General features: G+C 60.6%; 17 protein-coding genes. 12 read left to right on the top strand and 5 right to left on the bottom strand.

All coding sequences use genetic code 11. The features are described 5' to 3' along the window. Nucleotides 1-70: 70 nt before the first annotated feature. Nucleotides 71-493 carry a DUF2852 domain-containing protein gene (locus ACXAG8_RS02290; protein WP_475221807.1) on the bottom strand — a complete coding sequence of 141 codons (423 nt, stop codon included), beginning with the start codon at nucleotides 491-493 and terminating at the stop codon, nucleotides 71-73. 155 nt (nucleotides 494-648) lie between these two features. On the opposite strand from ACXAG8_RS02290, the gene ACXAG8_RS02285 reads away from it, so the two are divergent. Genes ACXAG8_RS02285 through ACXAG8_RS02265 form a run of 5 tightly spaced genes read left to right on the top strand, consistent with a single transcriptional unit; the run spans nucleotide 649 to nucleotide 5,953 of the window. Continuing rightward, nucleotides 649-1,038, top strand: coding sequence for a DUF4440 domain-containing protein (locus ACXAG8_RS02285; protein WP_475221806.1), 390 nt, complete (start codon nucleotides 649-651; stop codon nucleotides 1,036-1,038). 49 nt (nucleotides 1,039-1,087) lie between these two features. Further along, nucleotides 1,088-3,886, top strand: a complete 2,799-nt coding sequence (locus ACXAG8_RS02280) for a bifunctional [glutamine synthetase] adenylyltransferase/[glutamine synthetase]-adenylyl-L-tyrosine phosphorylase (protein WP_475221804.1) — start codon at nucleotides 1,088-1,090, stop codon at nucleotides 3,884-3,886. Continuing rightward, entirely contained in the window at nucleotides 3,873-4,145 is a 273-nt protein-coding gene (locus ACXAG8_RS02275; RefSeq protein ID WP_475221802.1) for a hypothetical protein, read from the top strand. Before ACXAG8_RS02280 ends, ACXAG8_RS02275 begins: the two co-directional genes overlap by 14 nt. Before the next feature lie 60 nt (nucleotides 4,146-4,205). Then, a complete protein-coding gene (locus ACXAG8_RS02270) occupies nucleotides 4,206-5,414 on the top strand; it encodes an RSP_2647 family RNA methyltransferase (protein WP_475221800.1) in 1,209 nt (402 codons plus the stop codon). After that, complete coding sequence (locus tag ACXAG8_RS02265) at nucleotides 5,411-5,953, top strand: RSP_2648 family PIN domain-containing protein (protein WP_475221799.1); 543 nt, start codon at nucleotides 5,411-5,413, stop codon at nucleotides 5,951-5,953. Before ACXAG8_RS02270 ends, ACXAG8_RS02265 begins: the two co-directional genes overlap by 4 nt. 69 nt (nucleotides 5,954-6,022) lie before the next feature. On the opposite strand, the gene ACXAG8_RS02260 is transcribed toward ACXAG8_RS02265, so the two are convergent. From ACXAG8_RS02260 to ACXAG8_RS02245, 4 genes are all read right to left on the bottom strand, one after another. Further along, on the bottom strand, nucleotides 6,023-6,712 hold the full coding sequence (locus ACXAG8_RS02260; RefSeq protein ID WP_475221797.1) for a M48 family metallopeptidase: 690 nt from the start codon (nucleotides 6,710-6,712) through the stop codon (nucleotides 6,023-6,025). 187 nt (nucleotides 6,713-6,899) lie between these two features. Next, the gene (locus ACXAG8_RS02255; protein WP_475221795.1) at nucleotides 6,900-8,174 is read right to left on the bottom strand and encodes an ABC transporter permease; all 1,275 of its coding nucleotides are present in this window, start codon (nucleotides 8,172-8,174) and stop codon (nucleotides 6,900-6,902) included. Continuing rightward, nucleotides 8,171-8,977: an ABC transporter ATP-binding protein gene (locus tag ACXAG8_RS02250; protein ID WP_475221794.1), complete on the bottom strand. Its 807-nt coding sequence runs from the start codon at nucleotides 8,975-8,977 to the stop codon at nucleotides 8,171-8,173. Before ACXAG8_RS02250 ends, ACXAG8_RS02255 begins: the two co-directional genes overlap by 4 nt. A gap of 147 nt (nucleotides 8,978-9,124) precedes the next feature. Beyond that, nucleotides 9,125-10,129 carry a taurine ABC transporter substrate-binding protein gene (locus ACXAG8_RS02245; RefSeq protein WP_475221792.1) on the bottom strand — a complete coding sequence of 335 codons (1,005 nt, stop codon included), beginning with the start codon at nucleotides 10,127-10,129 and terminating at the stop codon, nucleotides 9,125-9,127. A gap of 192 nt (nucleotides 10,130-10,321) precedes the next feature. Between ACXAG8_RS02245 and ACXAG8_RS02240 the strand changes: the two genes are divergently transcribed. The 7 genes from ACXAG8_RS02240 (at nucleotide 10,322) to hisD (ending at nucleotide 18,078) form a co-directional block, all read left to right on the top strand. Then, complete coding sequence (locus ACXAG8_RS02240) at nucleotides 10,322-11,302, top strand: LysR family transcriptional regulator (protein WP_475221791.1); 981 nt, start codon at nucleotides 10,322-10,324, stop codon at nucleotides 11,300-11,302. Nucleotides 11,303-11,610: 308 nt separating this feature from the next. Beyond that, a complete protein-coding gene (locus tag ACXAG8_RS02235; RefSeq protein WP_475221789.1) occupies nucleotides 11,611-14,049 on the top strand; it encodes a GcvT family protein in 2,439 nt (812 codons plus the stop codon). 3 nt (nucleotides 14,050-14,052) lie between these two features. Further along, complete coding sequence (locus ACXAG8_RS02230) at nucleotides 14,053-14,511, top strand: hypothetical protein (protein ID WP_475222428.1); 459 nt, start codon at nucleotides 14,053-14,055, stop codon at nucleotides 14,509-14,511. After that, on the top strand, nucleotides 14,420-15,433 hold the full coding sequence (cuyA, locus tag ACXAG8_RS02225; RefSeq protein ID WP_475221788.1) for a D-cysteate sulfo-lyase: 1,014 nt from the start codon (nucleotides 14,420-14,422) through the stop codon (nucleotides 15,431-15,433). The genes ACXAG8_RS02230 and cuyA overlap by 92 nt, the downstream gene beginning before the upstream one ends. Then, nucleotides 15,390-16,085 (top strand): DegT/DnrJ/EryC1/StrS family aminotransferase, encoded by a 696-nt coding sequence (locus ACXAG8_RS02220; protein ID WP_475221787.1) that lies wholly within the window; start codon nucleotides 15,390-15,392, stop codon nucleotides 16,083-16,085. Before cuyA ends, ACXAG8_RS02220 begins: the two co-directional genes overlap by 44 nt. Next, entirely contained in the window at nucleotides 16,082-16,801 is a 720-nt protein-coding gene (gene cuyB / locus ACXAG8_RS02215; protein WP_475221785.1) for a cysteate racemase, read from the top strand. Before ACXAG8_RS02220 ends, cuyB begins: the two co-directional genes overlap by 4 nt. Continuing rightward, nucleotides 16,798-18,078, top strand: a complete 1,281-nt coding sequence (gene hisD, locus ACXAG8_RS02210) for a histidinol dehydrogenase (protein ID WP_475221783.1) — start codon at nucleotides 16,798-16,800, stop codon at nucleotides 18,076-18,078. The genes cuyB and hisD overlap by 4 nt, the downstream gene beginning before the upstream one ends. The last annotated feature ends 26 nt before the right edge of the window (nucleotides 18,079-18,104 follow it).

Genomic DNA, 18,104 nt, shown 5'->3' with positions numbered 1-18,104 from the left:
TCACGGTGTCCGGCAAAAGGGTGGTCGGGGGCGCCCTGCCGGGTATGTCGCCGGCAGGGCCAATTTGCAATCAGGCGGGGTCGCCTTTGGGTGCATCTTCATGGGTGTCGCTTGCGCGTTCGTTCATGAATGCATCGAACTCGGCCTTGTCCTTGGCTTCGCGCAGGCGGTGCAGGAAGGCTTCGAATTCCTGTTGTTCACGTTCCAGCCGGGCCAGAGTGTCGGATTTATACGCGTCAAAGGCGCTGTTGCCGGACGGTTTCATGGCGCTCATGTGAGAGTGCCAGGTTTTGCGGCGGCTGCAGGATTTGCTGAACATGCGTTTGCTCCAGATCATATAGGCAAGAAGGGCAAGGCCGATGGGCCAGAAGAAGATGAAGCCCAGAACCATGACCGCGATCCAGGCGCCTTTGCCCTTGTCGTCAAGCCAGGCCTCACAGCGGTACAGCCAACCCGGGTTGTTTGGGGCGGCAGGGTTGGACAATGCAGTCATTTCGGGTCTCCCGTTGATGTAAATGGTGTTCACATTGATCTAGATGGGCGTTTTTGCGGGCGTTGCAAGAGGGCGATGTTAAAAAGTTTTACATAACGGCACGTGCCGGTATTCTGGCGGTTGACGCAAGGCGGGATCACGCGCATTTTTCGGCCATGGACCCAATTGAACAGATACCGGCACCATCGCTTGACGACATCCTGACGCTTGAAAAGAAAGTCTGGAGCGCATTGGTGGACGGGAATGCCGAAGCCGACCGGGCTTTGCTGAGCGCGGATTTCCTGGGCGTTTACCCAAGCGGGTTTGCCAACAGGGATGACCATGTCGGGCAGTTCGCGGATGCGCCGACCATGGCCGAGTTCCGGCTGAGCGATGCCCGTCTGCGGGTTGTGGCCCGCGGGGTCGTCCTGCTGTCCTACAGGGCTGATTACCTGCGACCGGGTGCAGCGCGGCACGAGGCAATGCTGATTTCGTCGCTTTGGGAAAGGCGCCATGACGTCTGGGTCAACAGCTTTAGCCAGGACACGCCGTTAACTGGCGGGTGATGGGCTTGACCCATTGACGTTGCGGCGCGGCGATGCGCAATTTGCAGCTATGAGCGATGAACTTTCCATTCAGCGGGTGCCGCGCGCCTATGACCCTTCGCTGGGGGACGAGGCCGCAGCCGCTGTTGCCGACCTGACATCCCAGCAATCCGAGTTGATCCGGGGGGCGGCAGGGTCCAGCCCCTATCTCAAGGGCCTGATCGAGGCTGAAAGGGATTGGCTGCCGCAGGCGCTGCAGGGGCCCGACGGGGCGCTGGCCGAAATTCTGGACATGGTGCGGGGGCTGGAACGTGACGCGCTGCGCCCCGGGTTGCGGCAGGCCAAGCGCCGGCTGGCCTTGCTGACGGCACTGGCCGATCTGGCCGGTGCTTGGCCTCTTGAGAAAGTGACCGGTGCGCTGACCGATTTCGGCGCCCTGGCCGCCGACCGGGCCGCAAAATCCGAAATCGGGGCGCTGATCCGGCGCGGCAAGTTGCCGTCCATGACAGAGGATGACGTCGAAACCGCGGCGGGAATGGTCATTCTGGCCATGGGCAAGATGGGCGCGGGCGAGTTGAACTATAGCTCGGATATCGACCTGATCGTCCTGTTTGACGAAACCCGGTTCGACCCCGATGAGTTTTACGATGCCCGTCACGCCATGGTGCGCGCGACCCGGAATTTCTGCTCGGTCCTCAGCGACAGGACACAGGACGGATATGTCTTCCGAACCGATCTGCGCTTGCGACCGGACCCGGCGGTGACACCGGTTTGCATGGCGATGGAGGCCGCCGAGCGGTATTACGAAAGCCTTGGCCGCACCTGGGAACGTGCAGCCTATATCAAGGCGCGGGCCTGCGCGGGGGACATTGCCGCGGGCGAACGGTTCCTCGAAGCTTTGCGGCCCTTTGTCTGGCGGCGTCACCTGGATTTCGCAGCCATCCAGGATGCCCATGACATGCGCTTGCGCATTCGGGAAAACAAGGGAACCGGCGGCGCGGTGTCCATTCCGGGGCATGACATGAAGCTGGGGCAGGGCGGTATCCGCGAGATCGAGTTCTTTACCCAGACGCGGCAATTGATTGCCGGGGGGCGCGATACCGATCTGCGCGTGCGAGGCACTGTTGACGGGCTTGCGGCGCTGGCTGGCAAGGGATGGATACCGCAGGACGTGGCCGACCAGCTGACCCGGCATTACCGCGCCCACCGGGATGTGGAACACCGCATCCAGATGGTTCATGACGCGCAGACCCACGCCGTGCCCAATACCGAGGATGGGATTGAACGGGTCGCCTGCCTGATGGGCATTGACCGCGAGACATTGGTTGCGGACCTGACCCGCCGCCTGGCCGAAGTGCACGAATTGACCGAAGGTTTCTTTGCGCCGGGTCCAGGCGCGGGGGCCAAGCCAACCCCGGTCGAGGACTCGGCGTTTGACCAGGGCATCATGGCGCGCTGGACCACCTATCCGGCCCTGCGGTCACAGCGCGGCGCACGGATTTTCGAACGGCTAAAGCCCGAGCTTCTGTCGCGGCTGGCCAAGACCGCCCAACCCGATGAATCGCTGCGGGCGCTGGACGGTTTCCTGGGCGGCCTGCCTGCCGGGGTGCAGCTGTTTTCCCTGTTCGAGGCCAACCCGCAACTGATTGATCTGCTGGTGGATATCGTGGGCACCTCGCATGCGCTGGCGGCCCACCTGTCCCGCAACGCCTCGGTCTTTGATGCGGTGATCGGGGGCAGTTTCTTCAGCGCGTGGCCGGGGCTGGACAGCCTTCGGAACGAATTGGAGCAGGCGTTGCAGGCCGAGCCTGACTATGAAACGCAGCTGGATTACGCCCGCCGATGGTGCAAGGAGTGGCACTTTCGGATCGGGGTTCACCACCTGCGCGGGCTGATCGACGGGGCGCAGGCGGGCCGACAATATGCCGAACTGGCCGAGGCCGTCATCGCAGCGATCCTGCCTTGCGTGGCGACGCAGTTTGCTTTGAAACACGGGCCCGCGCCTGGACGCGGTGCGGCGGTGCTGGGCATGGGGTCGCTGGGGGCGGGGCGGATCAATTCGCAATCCGACCTGGATATGATCGTCATTTACGACCCGCAGGATCAGGACATGTCCGACGGCCCGCGCCCGCTGGCGACACGCACCTATTACGCGCGGTTCACCCAGGCGCTGATCACGGCCCTTTCTGCCCCGATGTCGCAGGGGCGCCTGTACGAGGTAGACATGCGCCTGCGCCCTTCGGGCAATCAGGGGCCGGTGGCCACAAGCTGGGCCAGCTTCACCAACTACCAGCAGAACGAGGCTTGGGTCTGGGAACACCTGGCCCTGACGCGCGCGCATGTGGTGGCGGGCAGTACGGCGCTGGCCAGCGATATCGAAGCCTTTCGTGCCCGGTTCCTGGCATGCCCCCGCGACCGCGGCAAGGTTTTGCAAGAGGTCGCCGAAATGCGCGCGCGCCTTGCGGCGGCCAAGGCGCCAGCCGGGCTCTGGGATGCCAAGAACGGCCCCGGCCGGATGATGGATATCGAACTGGTCGCGGAAACCGGCGCCCTGTTGTCGGGTGCGGCCGAACGGGATGTCAGCTCTGGTCTGGACGGGGCTGTCGCTGCCGGGCTTCTGGATGCCGCGCAGGCGCAAACGCTGAAATCCTGTTACGATCTATTCTGGTCGGTGCAATGTGCCGCCCGCCTGTTGTCGGGCAAGGTGATCGACGCGGACAAGATCGGGCAGGGCGGTACCGAATTCCTGTGCCGGGCCACCGGATATGACCGGGTCGAGGCGCTTCAGGCCGCGTTGCTGGACAGCTATGCCATAGCCGCCGACCTGATCGGCGCTGTTACCGGAAAGGCCGAAAATGGCACGCAGTGACGACCCCAATGACCCCAAGGGCCTGATACGAGAGGCCTACCGCATCGACGGTATCGCTTTGCCCGAATGCCGCAGCATCTTTCTGGACTGGGCGCTCAGCCTGCCCCAGACATGCGACCAGAAACAGGCGATTGCGACCCTGCACAAGGTCTATTCCGCACAACAGGCCGATCACCCCATGACGCAGGTCTTGCACGAAGGGCTGCAATCGGCCCCATCCCCTCGGCGTCGGGGGGGCTGGCGCGCCCGCGCGCGCTGATCGCAGCGGGGTTTTCCAACGGGGCTTCCCCCTGTGGCGGTTCGCGACTATGAGGTCCCCATGACCCAAGCCGACAATACCGACCGCCCCCGTATCCGTCTAAAACCCAAGGCCAATGCCCGCAGCCTGCGGCACGGGTTTCCCTGGGTCTATGCCAATGACATCGTCACGGACCGGCGGACGCGGAAAATACCGGCCGGAGCGCTGGCCGTGCTCGAAGATGACAAGCGGTCGCCGATCGCGCTGGTTGCGGTCAACCCGGTCTCGAAGATCATGTGCCGGGTGCTGGACCGCGACCTGAATGCCCAAATCGACGCCGCTTGGTTCAAGGCCCGGATCGCGCGGGCGCTGGCCTTGCGCGAACGGCTTTATGACGCCCCGTTCTATCGCCTGATCCACGCCGAGGCTGACGGGCTTCCGGGCGTCGTCATCGACCGGTTCGGCGATACCTGCGTGGTCCAGCCCAACGCCGCCTGGGCCGAGGCACGTCTGGACGCGCTGGCCGAGGCATTGACCGCCGTCACAGGCGTTCGCACCATCCTCAAGAACGCATCCGGTCGGGCCCGCGGGCTTGAAGGCCTGGACGAGGTGAATGCCACCTTGCGCGGCACCGCACCCCAGGCACCGCTGCCCGTGCCGATGAATGGGGCGACCTATATGGCCGACCTTGCCGAAGGGCAGAAAACCGGCCTGTTCTACGATCAACGCCCCAATCACGCCTTTGCCGCAGGCCTGGTTCACCCCGGCGCCTCGGTGCTTGATGTCTTCAGCCATGTCGGCGGCTTTGCCCTTGCGATGCTGGCCGGTGGCGCGGCGCAGGCGCTGTCTGTCGATGGCTCGGCCGCCGCGCTGGACTTCGCCCGCCAGGGGGCCGAAGCGTCAGGGCTGTCCGACCGGTTTCAAACACGTCAGGGCGATGCCTTCGAGGTGTTGACCGACCTGGGGCAGGAGGGCGCGCAGTTCGATGTTGTCATCTGCGACCCACCTGCCTTTGCACCATCGCGTCAGGCGCTGGATGCGGGTCTGCGTGCCTATGAACGGATTGCCCGGCTGGCCGCGCCCCTGGTCCGGCCGGGGGGCTATCTGGGCCTGTGTTCCTGCTCGCATGCCGCCGATCTGGGCCGGTTCCGCGATGCCTCGTCACGCGGCATCGGCCGGGCCGGTCGCCAGGCACAGCTGATCCACACGGGCTTTGCCGGCCCCGATCACCCGCAATTGCCGCAACTGGCGGAAAGCGGCTATCTCAAGGCCGTGTTCTACCGCCTGTGAAAGCTGTTCTCGATACCTGCGTCATTTATCCGACGGTGATGCGCGAAATGCTCCTGGGCGCGGCGCGGCTTGGGCATTTCACGCCGATCTGGTCACCCAGGATACTCGAAGAATGGGCCCGCGCCGCCCGCAAGATCGGCCCCGATGGCGAGGCGCAGGCGCGCGCGGAAATCGCACTGGCTCAGGCCGCATGGCCCAAGGCCACGCATCCCGGCGCCCCGGCGCTGGAAAACAGGCTCTGGCTGCCCGATGCCGCCGATATCCACGTTCTTGCAACGGCGGTTTCCACCTCGGCGGATGTCATCGTCACCGTCAATGCCAAGGATTTCCCCCGCAATATCCTGGCCGAAGAAGGGCTGGAGCGCTGCGACCCGGACGGGCTGCTATACCGCTTCTGGCTGGCCGACCCCAAGGGCCTGGTCACCGTTGCCTCTCAGGTGCTGGACGAAGCAAACCGCCTGTCCGGTGATCGCTGGCTTCTGCGTCCGCTGATGAAAAAGGCCCGCCTTCCGCGCCTTGGCAAAGCCCTGACAAGCTAAGCCCGATCCCCTTCATCTGGCCAAAAATATCCCGGAGAGCGCGAGAGGCTGGCCTCTCGCGGCCCCACGCTAATCACCCGATCCCCAGCGCTGCTCAAGCGCCTCCAGCGCCGCGATGCGCTCTGACGTATCGGGATGGCTCATCAACCAGGCCGGGGCGACACCAGCCCGGTGTTGCGTCAGGTCTTCCAGCTTGTGAAACAGGGATTTCTGCGGCCCGATCCCGATCCCGGCCTTGGTCAGCAGGGCGGCGGCATATTCATCGGCCTCATACTCATCCCCGCGTGACAGGCGCGAGGCCAACAGATGCGTCAGCATATTGGCAATCCAGGCACCAATAAAGGGAATGAACCGGTTCAACAGCATCATCAACGCGGCGCGCAACGCGTTCTGGCCGGAAAAGTCGATCATCCGCCGCCGGGCATGCCCCAGCGCCACATGCCCCAGCTCATGCGCGATGACGCTGGCCATTTCCTCGGCCGAGACCTCTCCGTTGCGGAACTTGCGATAGAACCCGCGGGTGATGAATATCCGCCCATCCGGGGCCGCGAGCCCGTTCACCGGGTCGATCTCGTAGATATAGACAGGCACCCGGTCGATCCCAAGCGCCGCCGCCAGCCGGTCCGTCATGCGCTTCAACGCCGGATCGGCCAGCTCGGTCGATTTCGCATCCAGTTCGCGATGCGTGCGCCAGACCGAAATCCGGTACATGACAATGGCATAGGCGACGGCCAGAAGGATCGGTGTCAGGCGAAGCATAAGGCAAATATGGGCAGACGCAGGTGTTGAGACAATATCGGTTCGGGCAATTTGTCTGGTTCGCGGGACAATGTCGACCGCGATCTACGGGCGTTCAATGTCAGCCAAGCGGTGATGTCAGGCAAATAACAACGCGCCGGACTTGCAAGCCCGGCGCGTTTCAATCTTCAGCGGTGATGGCAAGACCTTAGTGTTTGCCTTTCCATGGAACCAGGATGTTCTCAGCCTTGCGCATCAGGATATCAATGCCAAAGCCGATCACACCAATCAGAATGATCCCCATCAGAACGATGTCCGTCAGGGTGAACTTGGAGGCGACCATGATCATCATCCCTGCGCCCTCGGATGCGGCGACAAGTTCGGCGGCCACAACCGTGCCCCAACAGACCCCCATCGCGACACGGGCACCAGTGAAAATCTCGGGCAGCGAGTTGGGCACGATCACATAGCGCATGATCTGCCATTTGCTGGCCCCCAGTGAATAGGCGGCATGCACCTTTGAGATATTCACCCCGGACACACCGGATCGCGCGGCAATGGCCATGATCCACAGCGCGGCCAGGAACAACAGGATAATCTTGCCGGCCTCGCCGATGCCGAACCAGATGATGATCAATGGGATCAGCGCCAATGGCGGCACCGGCCGCATGAATTCGACAATCGGGTCGAACCAGCCACGGAACCACCCGTTGAGACCCATGGCATAGCCCAACGGGATACCAATCAGCGCCCCGGCAAGAAAGCCTGCGATGACCCGGAACAATGAATAACCAAGATGCACGGCAAGCGTACTGCCGCGATAGCCTTCGCGGCCAATCTCGACCACTCGGTCAACCACCGCCTCGGGCGGCGGAAGATAGACCGGGTCCATCTGCAGGCCCTTGGGCGGCGTGAAACTGATCGCGCCCTTGTCGGTAAGGGTAAACCGCCCCTTGTCATTGGTGACAACCACACCGGCGGAAATCGGTTCGCCGTCGATGGCAACAACTGACGCGCCTTGCTTGCGGTTAACTTCGTCGTTGCTGTCGAACAGAATTGTTTGCGTGCGCGATGCGGTCATGGCCACGGCATCGTCCTTGGAAATTCCCTCGCCCGGCTCGACCTGGAATTTTGCCACGTCTTCGCCAAAGTTGAAGACCCGGACAAAGACCGTGGCGTCGTCGCGATTGCCGTTGCCATCGTCAAGTGTGTAGTCAAACGAGGTTTCGCCCACGAACGGTGATGGCGCCTGCAGGAAACCGGGCACCCAGTTCGAACCGGTAAAAGCACCCCAGATCAAGAAGATCGTGATCACCGAAATAATGCTGGCCCAACGGTTCGAGACCACCGCGCTTTCATCGCCAAAGGTGACGGTTTTGAGCGACGTGTAATCCGATTGTGCGCGCTGGACGACAAACTTGATGACAAAGAACGACCCCACAAAGATCGCGACATAAACGAGAAGAATGATGAAGCCGGTCATTGGTTGTCCTCCGTGCGCCCCATGATTTCCTCTTCCATGTCCCAGATCATTTCGAGGATTTCCTCGCGGGTAGGGCCATAATCCGGGTGTTTCTTGACTTCGCGCAGGTCGGCCCCGACGCCCATGTCGGCAAAGGGCAACCGGTATTCTTTGTGGATGCGCCCCGGGCGGGGGGCCATCACCAGAAGGCGCTCGCCCAGCAAAAGAGCCTCTTCCACCGAGTGGGTGATCAGGATGATGGTTTTGCCGGTCTCTTTCCAGAGTTTCAAAACCAGACCCTGCATCTTTTCACGGGTCAGCGCGTCAAGCGCGCCCAAGGGTTCATCCATCAAGATGACATCGGGGTCATTGGCAAGACAGCGGGCCAGGGCGACGCGCTGTTGCATACCGCCTGACAGCTCGTAAATCGCTTTGTCCTTGAAATCACCCAAGCCGGTGACATCAAGCAAATGATCGACATGTTCGCCCCACTGCGCTTCTTTCTGACCCTTCATACGGGGGCCAAAGCTGACATTCTCGCGCACATCCATCCATTCAAAAAGCGCGCCCTGCTGGAACACCATGCCGCGTTCGGCATCCGGTCCGATGCAGGTGTGGCCATTCATCACCACCTGGCCTTCGGTGGGGGCCAAAAACCCGGCAACGATATTAAGAAGCGTGGTCTTGCCACAGCCCGACGGGCCAAGCACGCTCATCAACTCGCCCTCTTTTAGGTGTAGCGATACGTCTTTCAACGCCTGCACCGAGCTGCCATTTGGCAGGTCGAAACGCATTGAAACGTTTTCGATGGACAGTCCCGACATGCCCTGCCTCTCCTGTTTTTTTGGTTGTTTTGTTTTGACTGCTCTTCAATCCCTTTCGCACCCCCGCAAGGCGATCCGTTGGGAAACAAGAGCAATTGTTAAGATGCGCAGCGGCCCGGTTGACCCGGGCCGTGCAAGTTTCGCCTCTTACATATCGCCGGACGCTGCCAGCGGTCCAGTATTAACGGCACCGTCATAGCTGTCGAGCGCACTGTCGATGCTTTTTGCATCAACAAACACGTCTGCTACGCCCTTCATGAACGCCTGAGCGTTGCCACCGAGCCAAGCTTCGCTCAGCTGGTCTTCGACTGTCGGGAAGGTGAAGGTCGAAATGGTCGCCATGGTGGCGTCTTCATCCATACCCGCATCCTTGGCGATCACCGGCAGCATCTCGGCTCGGTTCGCCTCGTCCGCCCACATGGCATTGGCGTCGGCAGTCACCTTGAGGAATTTCGACACCAGTTCGCTGTTCTCGGCAACCCAACCCGCAGGGCCAGAGGTCACATCAAACACCAGGATGCCGATCTCGGTCTTCTCGTCGCCGGTCAAAAGCACGTTGCCATGTTCCAGCGCGCGGCGAAGCGATCCGCCCCAGCCACAGAACATGTCGATCGAGCCCTGGGCAATCGCAGCAGCGGCATCCGGCGGGTCCATGTCGACAACTTCCATGCTCTCGACATCCACGCCAAAGTGGCTCATCTGCTTCAGGAAGCCATAGTGAGCCGCAGTGCCAAGCGGCACGGCAACCTTCTTGCCGGCCAGCTCACCGGCATTGGTCTTGTCGATTTCCAGATCCGAGCGCACGACGCAGTTGTCATTTTCGGCATAGCTGACGGCCACATCGAGGATTTGCAGGTCCTGCCCCGCCGAGGTGGCGACCACAAAGGGCGGCAGGCCTTGGCTGACTGAAAGATTCACATCGCCAGAAGCCATGGCGGCGGACATTTTCACACCTGATTCAAAGCTGACCCAGTTGACTTTGACGCCCAGCGCTTCGTCATAGGTGCCCATTTGCTTGGCGTATTCAAACGGCATCGGCCACTCAAGGAAATACGCCACGGTTATTTCTTCGGCACTGGCATGTGACGCAGTCAACATTGCAGTTCCAGCGGCCAGCGCGGCCATAGATTGCCGAATGGTTTTGGATTTCATGTTTTTCTCCCGGTTGGAATTAGGTTTGGCCCATCTTTTTGGCGGACTCGTTGTGTTGAGTTGGACGCGGTGAGTTCACAACAGTTTTTATCGCGAATCTCGGAAAAGGACGCGATTCCACGATAATAAGATTGTAGTTTCTAATTTTTCGAAATGCTAGATTCATCTGAGACCCAACTTGAAAGGCCGATCATGCAACTGACGAAACTGAGCCTTAGGGGCCTGGAGATTTTTCAACTTGTTGCCAGTTCCGGATCCGCACGCAAAGTTGCGGCTGACACCGGGCTGTCAATCAGCACCGTATCGCATCATTTGCGCCGCCTGGAAGACGATCTTGGGGTCGTTCTTCTGGATCATACGCGCCGTCCGATGGTCCTGACACCGGTCGGAGCTATCTTTCTTCGCTACATTGACGGAGGCTTGCGCCTGATCCGGCGCGGTGAAATCGAACTGGCATCGGGTAACTTGGTCGAAGCTCAAAATCTTCGCCTTGGGATTGTCGATGACTTCGAAAGCGAAGTCGCACCCGAGTTGACGCAATTCCTAATGAGGGCGATGCCAAAATGCATCTTCAGACATTACACGCGCCCGAGCCACGAGATTCTTGAACTGCTTCAGAAACAGGCGCTGGATGCGGGCGTCGCGACAAGACCACCCCATGACCTGCCCGGGTTGATCGAATACCCATTGCTGCGCGATCCGTTTGTTCTGGCCGTGCCAAAGTCGAACAAATCCCCATCCGAAGAACTGCTGCAAGGCGGGTCCGGGCTGCCCTTTTTGCGGTATTCACGAGAACAGTTGATCGGAAACTTGATCGAAACCCATCTGCGGCGCAGCAAGATAACGCTGGAGAACCGCTTCGAACTGGAAAGCAATCAGTCAATAATGGGCATGATCGCAGAAGAAATCGGCTGGGCGATCACCACCCCGTCCCAGTATGGGCGTGCCAGACGCTTTCACGACAGGATAACGCTTCTTCCGTTTCCAAGGAAAAATTTCGCACGCACGGTTTCGCTTTATACAACGGAATTCTACCCCCGCGAGCTGACCACGCTGATCGCCGAAACATTCCGCCGTCTTTTGTCACGACATGTGGTCGAGCAGGTCACCGCCAGTTCCCCCTGGCTGCTTCACGACTTTAAACTGTTGACCGACGCGGACGAACAGGTCTGATCCACGACACCACCGGTTCACGCAAATCCCCCAAAGGGCATGACGGATTGGGCATCGGGGCGGGGCCAAGCCGCATTGACGCCTTTGCCCGGTGTGGAAGTGGGTATAGCGGCAAACTTTTCATCTATTAACAATGTATTACTTGCATTTATTGAGGTGGTAGGCCGGGCATCGAGGCAACGCTGCGGGGGTTTTAGTAAAACGTTATCCAATATTCATTTCGAATTTTTAGGATTTGCCGGTGCCGGATTGTGAAAATCTGAGATCGACCTATCCAATGGGTCTCGGTGAGTTTGGAGGCTCCTGCCATGAAATCACGGACCAAGGTTGTCGTTATCGGCGGCGGCATAGCTGGCTGCTCTACGCTGTATCATTTGACGCAGGAAGGCTGGAGTGACGTGGTTCTGGTCGAGCGCAACGAGCTAACCAGCGGCACCACCTGGCACTCGGCTGCGCAGGTCACGAACTTTGGCGGAAACCAGACGATGGTTGGGCTGAAGACGCATTCGATCAACCTTTACAAAACGCTGTCCGAGAACCCGGACTATCCGATCAACTATCACCACGCCGATGGTGGTATCCGTTTGGCCAATACCGAACAGCAGATGCAGGGCTATCGCCATTTCTCGTCGATGGCCCGCGGCATGGGCGTGGACCTGGAGGTGATCGACGCCGCGGAATGCGCCCGCCGCCACCCGTTGATTTCCACCACAAACCTGCTGGGCGGTCTGTGGGATCCGCTGGATGGCGACATCGATCCCGCGCAGCTTTGTCAGGCGCTGGCCTTCCATGCCCGCAAAGCCGGGGCCGAGGTCTATCGCAATACGCCCGTGACCGGGCTTGCCCAGCACAAGGATGACACCTGGACCGTGCATACCGAACATGGCGATATCGACTGTGACATCGTCGTGAATGCCTGCGGGTATCGCGTGAACGAGGTGGGCGCGATGATGGGTGTGCATCACCCCGTCGCCTCGATGGAGCACCAGTATTTCCTGACCGAGGACATCCCCGCCATCGCCGAGGCTGGCCACCGGATGCCTTTGCTGCGCTGCCCGATCTCGGATTATTACAGCCGCCAGGAAAAGGGCGGGTTGCTGGTCGGCTTCTATGAACAGGAGTGCAAAACCTGGGGCATGGACGGGATTGATCCGAATTTCGTCAACGCGCTGTGCCCTGACGATCTTGACCGCGTCATGGACGTTCTGGCTGGTGCTTTCGAACGTATGCCTGCGCTGGAAGAAACCGGTATCCGCGCGGTCGTCAACGGTCCCATCACCTATACGATCGACGGCGCCCCGTTGGTGGGCCCGATCCCCGGAAAACGCAATGCGTTCTGCATTATCGGGTTGCGCGCGGGGCTGGGCGAAGGTGGCGGTCACGGCTGGCTTCTGGCGCAACAGATCGTGCATGGGGAATCCTGCTATGACACCTGGTGCATCGACCCGCGCCGTTTCACCGGGCACACAAATGTTGAACTGACCGCGTTGAAGGCGGTCGAAGACTATCAGAACGAATTCCGCTTTCACTTTCCGCATGAACACCGCCCGGCCGGACGCCCTGCAAAAACCACACCGTTGACGCCGATCCTTGCCGCCCAAGGCGCAGCGTTCACCGTGGTAAACGGATGGGAGCGGTTGGATTACATCAAGCCCACGCCCGATTTTCACCCGACATTGTCATTCAATTTCGACGAAGCCTTCGACGTCATTGGCGCAGAAGTCAAAAACGTTCAGGAAAACGTTGGCCTGTGCGAGGTTAACGGCTTTAACCGGTTTGAAATCACTGGTGCGGATCGCCACAGCTTCCTTGATCGCATGTTCTGCGGCCACGTAACCAAACGCGATGGCCGAGTTGGCCTTGGCTATATGCTGAATGACCATGGCATGGTCAAAGGCGAAGCCACGGTGGCGAACCTGCCCAAAAGCGACCGTGGACCCGCGCGTGTCTGGTTTGGTTCAGCCGCCGCAGCCGAGTTTCACGACATGGATTGGCTGACCCAGCATCTAATCGCGGGCGAAGACGTTCAGATCAGGTCGCTGACCAACGACCAGACGATTCTGGTTCTGGCTGGCCCCAAGGCGCGGGATGTGCTTTCCGCCTGTGCGCGCGGGGGCTGGTCCAAAGAAGCATTCCCGTGGCTTTCCGTCCGCGAATGCTTTGTCGGGTTCTCACCGGCAACCGTTCTGGGCATCAGCTTTTCCGGCGAACTGGCCTATGAAATCCACGTTCCAAATGCCTCGCTTTATGCTGCTTATCTGGCCCTGCGGGCTGCGGGCGAAACATACGGTCTGAAACTGTTCGGTGCCCGCGCGGTTGACTCGATGCGCATGGAGAAGGGCTTCATGCACTGGAAAGCCGACCTGCTGACCGAATTCGACCCGTTTGAAACCGCGCTTGATCGCTTTGTGAAGCTGGACAAGGCCGCAGATTTCATCGGCAAGGAGGCCTTGAAAAAGCGCCATGCCGCTGGCCCGAACAAGATGCTGGTGCAGTTGAAAATCGACGCAACCCACGCACCCGCGCATAGCGGAGCCTCGTTGATGCGGGGCGACAAAGTGGTCGGCACTATCACCTCGGGCGACTGGGGCTATCGCGTGGGCATGAACCTTGCCTATGCCTTTGTCGAACCGGCTTTGGCAACAAAGGGCTGCACCATGGAGCTGGACCTGTGCGGAGATCGCGTTGCGGCCACGGTCATTGCGCAGTCACCCTATGACCCCACCTTCGCGTTGATGCGGAGCTGACCCATGCCGCAAGAGGTTCATTTCGCTGTTCTGGTTGCCGAAGGGGGCGTACCCAAAGTGCTGGCACAGCCCGTCGGTCAGGTCTTGCGCTTGGATCGCATCCGGGAAGACGATGACGGCCAACCGCGCACCGTTGTGGATGTTGAAGCATTTCCTCTTTCCCGGTTGGAACCGGGGGGCGCGGTGACAGACCAGAACATGGATGCACCAGCCCATACCTCTGAACCGGCCAAGACTTTGGGTGTCACAACCCGCCAGCTGGAACGCAAGTTCCAAAACACTGACGGCCAAAGCCGTGATCGGCGGCGTGCCCAGCTGTCCGGTACAGTGTCTCACGGAAAACCCATGACAATTACCAAAGGATTTCAATATGCACCTGTCTCGTTTCCCGCGCGTCCACCTTGCCCACTTGTCCACGCCGCTCGAACCGATGAAGCGGCTGTCAGAAAAGCTTGGCGTTGATCTGTGGATCAAGCGCGACGACTGCACCGGTATGTCGACAGGCGGAAACAAGACGCGCAAGCTTGAATTTCTGATGGCCGAGGCGCTGGAACAGGGTGCCGATATGGTGATGACACAGGGCGCCACCCAAACCAACCACGGTCGCCAGACCGCCGCGTTTGCCGCCAGGCTTGGCCTCAGGTGTCATATACTGTTGGAAGATCGCACCGGTTACGAGGATGCGAATTACAACAACAACGGCAACGTTCTTTTGGATCACCTGCACGGCGCCACCACCGAAAAATTCCCCGGTGGTCACGATATGCCCGGCGAGATGGAACATGCAGCAGAGAAGATGCGTGCCAAGGGCCACAAGGTTTACGTCATACCGGGTGGCGGCTCTAACCCGACCGGTGCACTTGGCTATGTGAACTGTGCCTTTGAACTTTTGGCGCAGGCCAATGATGCCGGGCTAAAGATCGACAGGGTTGTGCATGCCACCGGATCTTCGGGTACTCAGGCCGGGCTTGTCACGGGGTTCTGCGCAATGAATTCTGGCATTCCGGTTCTGGGTATCGGCACCCGCGCACCGCAGCCCAAGCAGGAACAGATGGTCTATGACCTGGCATGCAGGACCGCAGAAAAGCTTGGCTGTCCGGGCGTGGTGGCGCGCGACGACGTCATGGCCAACACCGACTATGTCGGCGAGGGGTACGGCCTCCCTACCGAAAGCGGTATCGAGGCGATACGGATGTTCGCCGAGTTCGAGGGCATCCTGCTTGATCCCTGTTATTCCGCCAAAGGCGCGGCGGGTTTGATCGACTTGGCCCGCAAAGGCGAATTCAAGGGCGAAACCATCGTGTTCGTGCACACGGGCGGCTCGGCATCACTGGGCGGCTATGATTTCGCTTTCGACAACGCTGATCGCTGGGTCAACCTTTAGGGAAATGGTCACCGTGGCATTGAAATTCACCGAACCGTTCGCTCAGCAGGATACAGGTCCGGACTGCGTATCCGATGCCGCAATGGCCGTTTTGCAGAGCGGCCGACCGCATCGGTCCACCCGTGCCGAAGCGGAGGGTGGCGATGTTTCCGCGCTTGCATCCGGGTGCCGCGATTGGCACGGCTGCGACGTTTGTCTCGCGGTTGTATCCGGTGGTGGCCAGCCGGTTCCTGAGAAGATCGACGAAAACCTGCGTCTGGATCGAAAAATCGGGACAAACGGTGCCCGCGTCCTGCTGTTGTCACAAATGTGCGGGCATCCTTGTGACATGAACCGCTTCATACAGACCTGTGACGCCCGCGACGTTGTTGTGATCTTGGGGTGCGCCCCATCGATGGGCGCCAGATGGAACGGCACTTGGTCAGGCTTGTTCGGCAGGATGGCGTGTTCTTCGACCCAGACCCACAAGCATTTGAATTCCAAAGCGCGAGGGTTTCCGACACCCGGTGACCCAACCCTTGCAGCGCGGGCAACGATCTTGTCAGGCTGCTTTATGCCGTTTGACATGCGCCTGCCTGTGACCTGGTCGAACAAAGACTGCGCCCGGGGTGCCGCGAACAGTTGCGACATCGTTCAATCGGTGGCCGCATGACGCGATCCGGTGCAAAACCCGTCGTGGGCATCCTTGGCGGTATGGGGCCCGAGGCAACGATCCTGTTGCAACAGCGCGTTCTGGCAACGGTCGAGGCCAGAGATGACAGTGATCACCTGCCTCTGCTGATTGATATGAACCCGCAAGTCCCCTCGCGCATCGCTCATTTGATCGAAGGCACGGGCCCCACGCCGGCACCAACCCTGGCGGCAATGGCCAGGCGGCTGGAACAGTTGGGCGCGACGGCTCTGGCAATGCCCTGCAACACGGCACATCACTATGCGCAGGCGATCACCCAGGCCACCACGATCCCTTTTCTGAACATGGTGGACCTGTCCGTCGCCCAGGCGGCACAATCCCTGATCCCCGGCGGCCGGATCGGTTTCCTGGCCTCGCCTGCGGTGCGGAAAGCAAAGGTTTTTACCCCTGCGTTGGACAGGGCCGGGGTAACGGAATTGTGGCCCGAAGACATGGACCGATTGCTGGAAACGATCAGACTGATCAAGGCGCAAGGTCCTGCACCCGAGGCCTTGCAGGCGCTGACACAGCTGGGCCACGAACTGGACCAGGCCGGCGCAGACATTCTGTTCATCGCCTGTTCCGAATTTTCCCTTCTTGCGCAAGACCTGCAAACCTCGCTTCCGGTCGTCGATACGCTCGACGTGCTTGCCCGTGCGATTTTCAAACACACGCAAACCCAAGAGGTGTCCCCGTGACTGTGACCTACCTGAAAAAGGCCGCCCCCCGTCCGACCGCAGAAAACAACGACATCCGTGACATCGTGCGGGTCATGTTGGCAAATATCGAACGTGGCGGCGAAGCGGCGGTCAGGGATTACGCCCAAAAACTGGACGGGTTTACCGGCGAAATCGTTCTGTCGGACGAAGCTCGCGCGGCCGCCTGTGCCCGCGTTTCGGACGTGCTAAAGGCGGATATCCAGTTTGCCCATGCCAACATCCGCCGTTTCGCCGAGGCTCAGCAAGCCACGGTGCTGGACTGCGAGATCGAGGTCATGCCGGGCCTGATGGCGGGGCAAAAGCAGATCCCGGTCTCAAGCGCCGGGTGCTATGTGCCCGGTGGGCGTTACAGCCATATCGCCAGCGCCCTGATGACGATTACCACTGCCAAGGTCGCAGGTGTCGGCCACATAACCGCCGTTTCGCCGCCGCGCGATGGCGGCATCCCCGATGCCATCGTCTATGCGATGGACCTGAGCGGAGCGGACCTGATCCTGAACCTGGGCGGGGTACAGGGCATCGCCGCGATGGCACAGGGGCTGTTCGGCGCAAAGCCCGCCGACATCCTGGTAGGCCCCGGAAACTCATATGTCGCCGAGGCAAAACGCATGCTGTTCGGCGCGGTGGGCATCGACATGTTCGCGGGCCCCACGGACTCATTGGTGATCGCAGATCACACGGCCTCGGTTGAAACCGTGGCCTGGGACCTCGTCAGCCAGGCCGAACATGGTGCCGACAGCCCGGTCTGGCTGATCGCAACCGACCGCAATTTGGCCGAAGGCGTTCTTGAACGCGTGCATGCGCTGATTTCCAAGTTGCCGGAACCCAATGCCTCGGCCGCCCGAACGTCCTGGGAAGACCGGGCCGAAGTTGTCCTTTGCGACACCCGCGAAGAAGCCGCGACCATGTCCGACCGCTATGCGCCCGAGCATCTTCAGGTTCAGGCGAACGACCTTGACTGGTGGCTGAATCGGCTCAGCGCCTATGGTTCACTGTTTCTGGGCGAAGAAACAACGGTCTCGTTCGGGGATAAAACTTCCGGGCCGAACCATGTTCTGCCGACAAGCGGAGCCGCGCGTTACACCGGCGGGCTGTCGGTCCACAAGTTCACCAAAACGGTGACCTGGCAGCGTTGCAGCCCCGACGCAGCGCATGAACTGGCGCAGCGGACCGCCCGCATCAGCCGGATGGAAGGCATGGAAGGCCATGCCCGCGCCGCCGAGATACGGCTGGTTGCCTCCCTTTCGATCCCATAGCCCCTTCAGTGCGAGGGGAACAGGGA

Source organism: Ruegeria sp. ABD4_443 (genome assembly GCF_056160865.1).
Note: the sequence above shows the minus strand (reverse complement) of the source record. Positions and strands in the feature narration are given on the sequence as shown.

Coding starts and splice junctions, on each gene's coding strand:
- ACXAG8_RS02290 (WP_475221807.1), bottom strand. CDS start 493: ATGACTGCATTGTCCAACCCTGCCGCCCCAAACAACCCGGGTTGGCTG.
- ACXAG8_RS02285 (WP_475221806.1), top strand. CDS start 649: ATGGACCCAATTGAACAGATACCGGCACCATCGCTTGACGACATCCTG.
- ACXAG8_RS02280 (WP_475221804.1), top strand. CDS start 1,088: ATGAGCGATGAACTTTCCATTCAGCGGGTGCCGCGCGCCTATGACCCT.
- ACXAG8_RS02275 (WP_475221802.1), top strand. CDS start 3,873: ATGGCACGCAGTGACGACCCCAATGACCCCAAGGGCCTGATACGAGAG.
- ACXAG8_RS02270 (WP_475221800.1), top strand. CDS start 4,206: ATGACCCAAGCCGACAATACCGACCGCCCCCGTATCCGTCTAAAACCC.
- ACXAG8_RS02260 (WP_475221797.1), bottom strand. CDS start 6,712: ATGCTTCGCCTGACACCGATCCTTCTGGCCGTCGCCTATGCCATTGTC.
- ACXAG8_RS02255 (WP_475221795.1), bottom strand. CDS start 8,174: ATGACCGGCTTCATCATTCTTCTCGTTTATGTCGCGATCTTTGTGGGG.
- ACXAG8_RS02250 (WP_475221794.1), bottom strand. CDS start 8,977: ATGTCGGGACTGTCCATCGAAAACGTTTCAATGCGTTTCGACCTGCCA.
- ACXAG8_RS02245 (WP_475221792.1), bottom strand. CDS start 10,129: ATGAAATCCAAAACCATTCGGCAATCTATGGCCGCGCTGGCCGCTGGA.
- ACXAG8_RS02240 (WP_475221791.1), top strand. CDS start 10,322: ATGCAACTGACGAAACTGAGCCTTAGGGGCCTGGAGATTTTTCAACTT.
- ACXAG8_RS02235 (WP_475221789.1), top strand. CDS start 11,611: ATGAAATCACGGACCAAGGTTGTCGTTATCGGCGGCGGCATAGCTGGC.
- ACXAG8_RS02230 (WP_475222428.1), top strand. CDS start 14,053: ATGCCGCAAGAGGTTCATTTCGCTGTTCTGGTTGCCGAAGGGGGCGTA.
- cuyA (WP_475221788.1), top strand. CDS start 14,420: ATGCACCTGTCTCGTTTCCCGCGCGTCCACCTTGCCCACTTGTCCACG.
- ACXAG8_RS02220 (WP_475221787.1), top strand. CDS start 15,390: ATGATTTCGCTTTCGACAACGCTGATCGCTGGGTCAACCTTTAGGGAA.
- cuyB (WP_475221785.1), top strand. CDS start 16,082: ATGACGCGATCCGGTGCAAAACCCGTCGTGGGCATCCTTGGCGGTATG.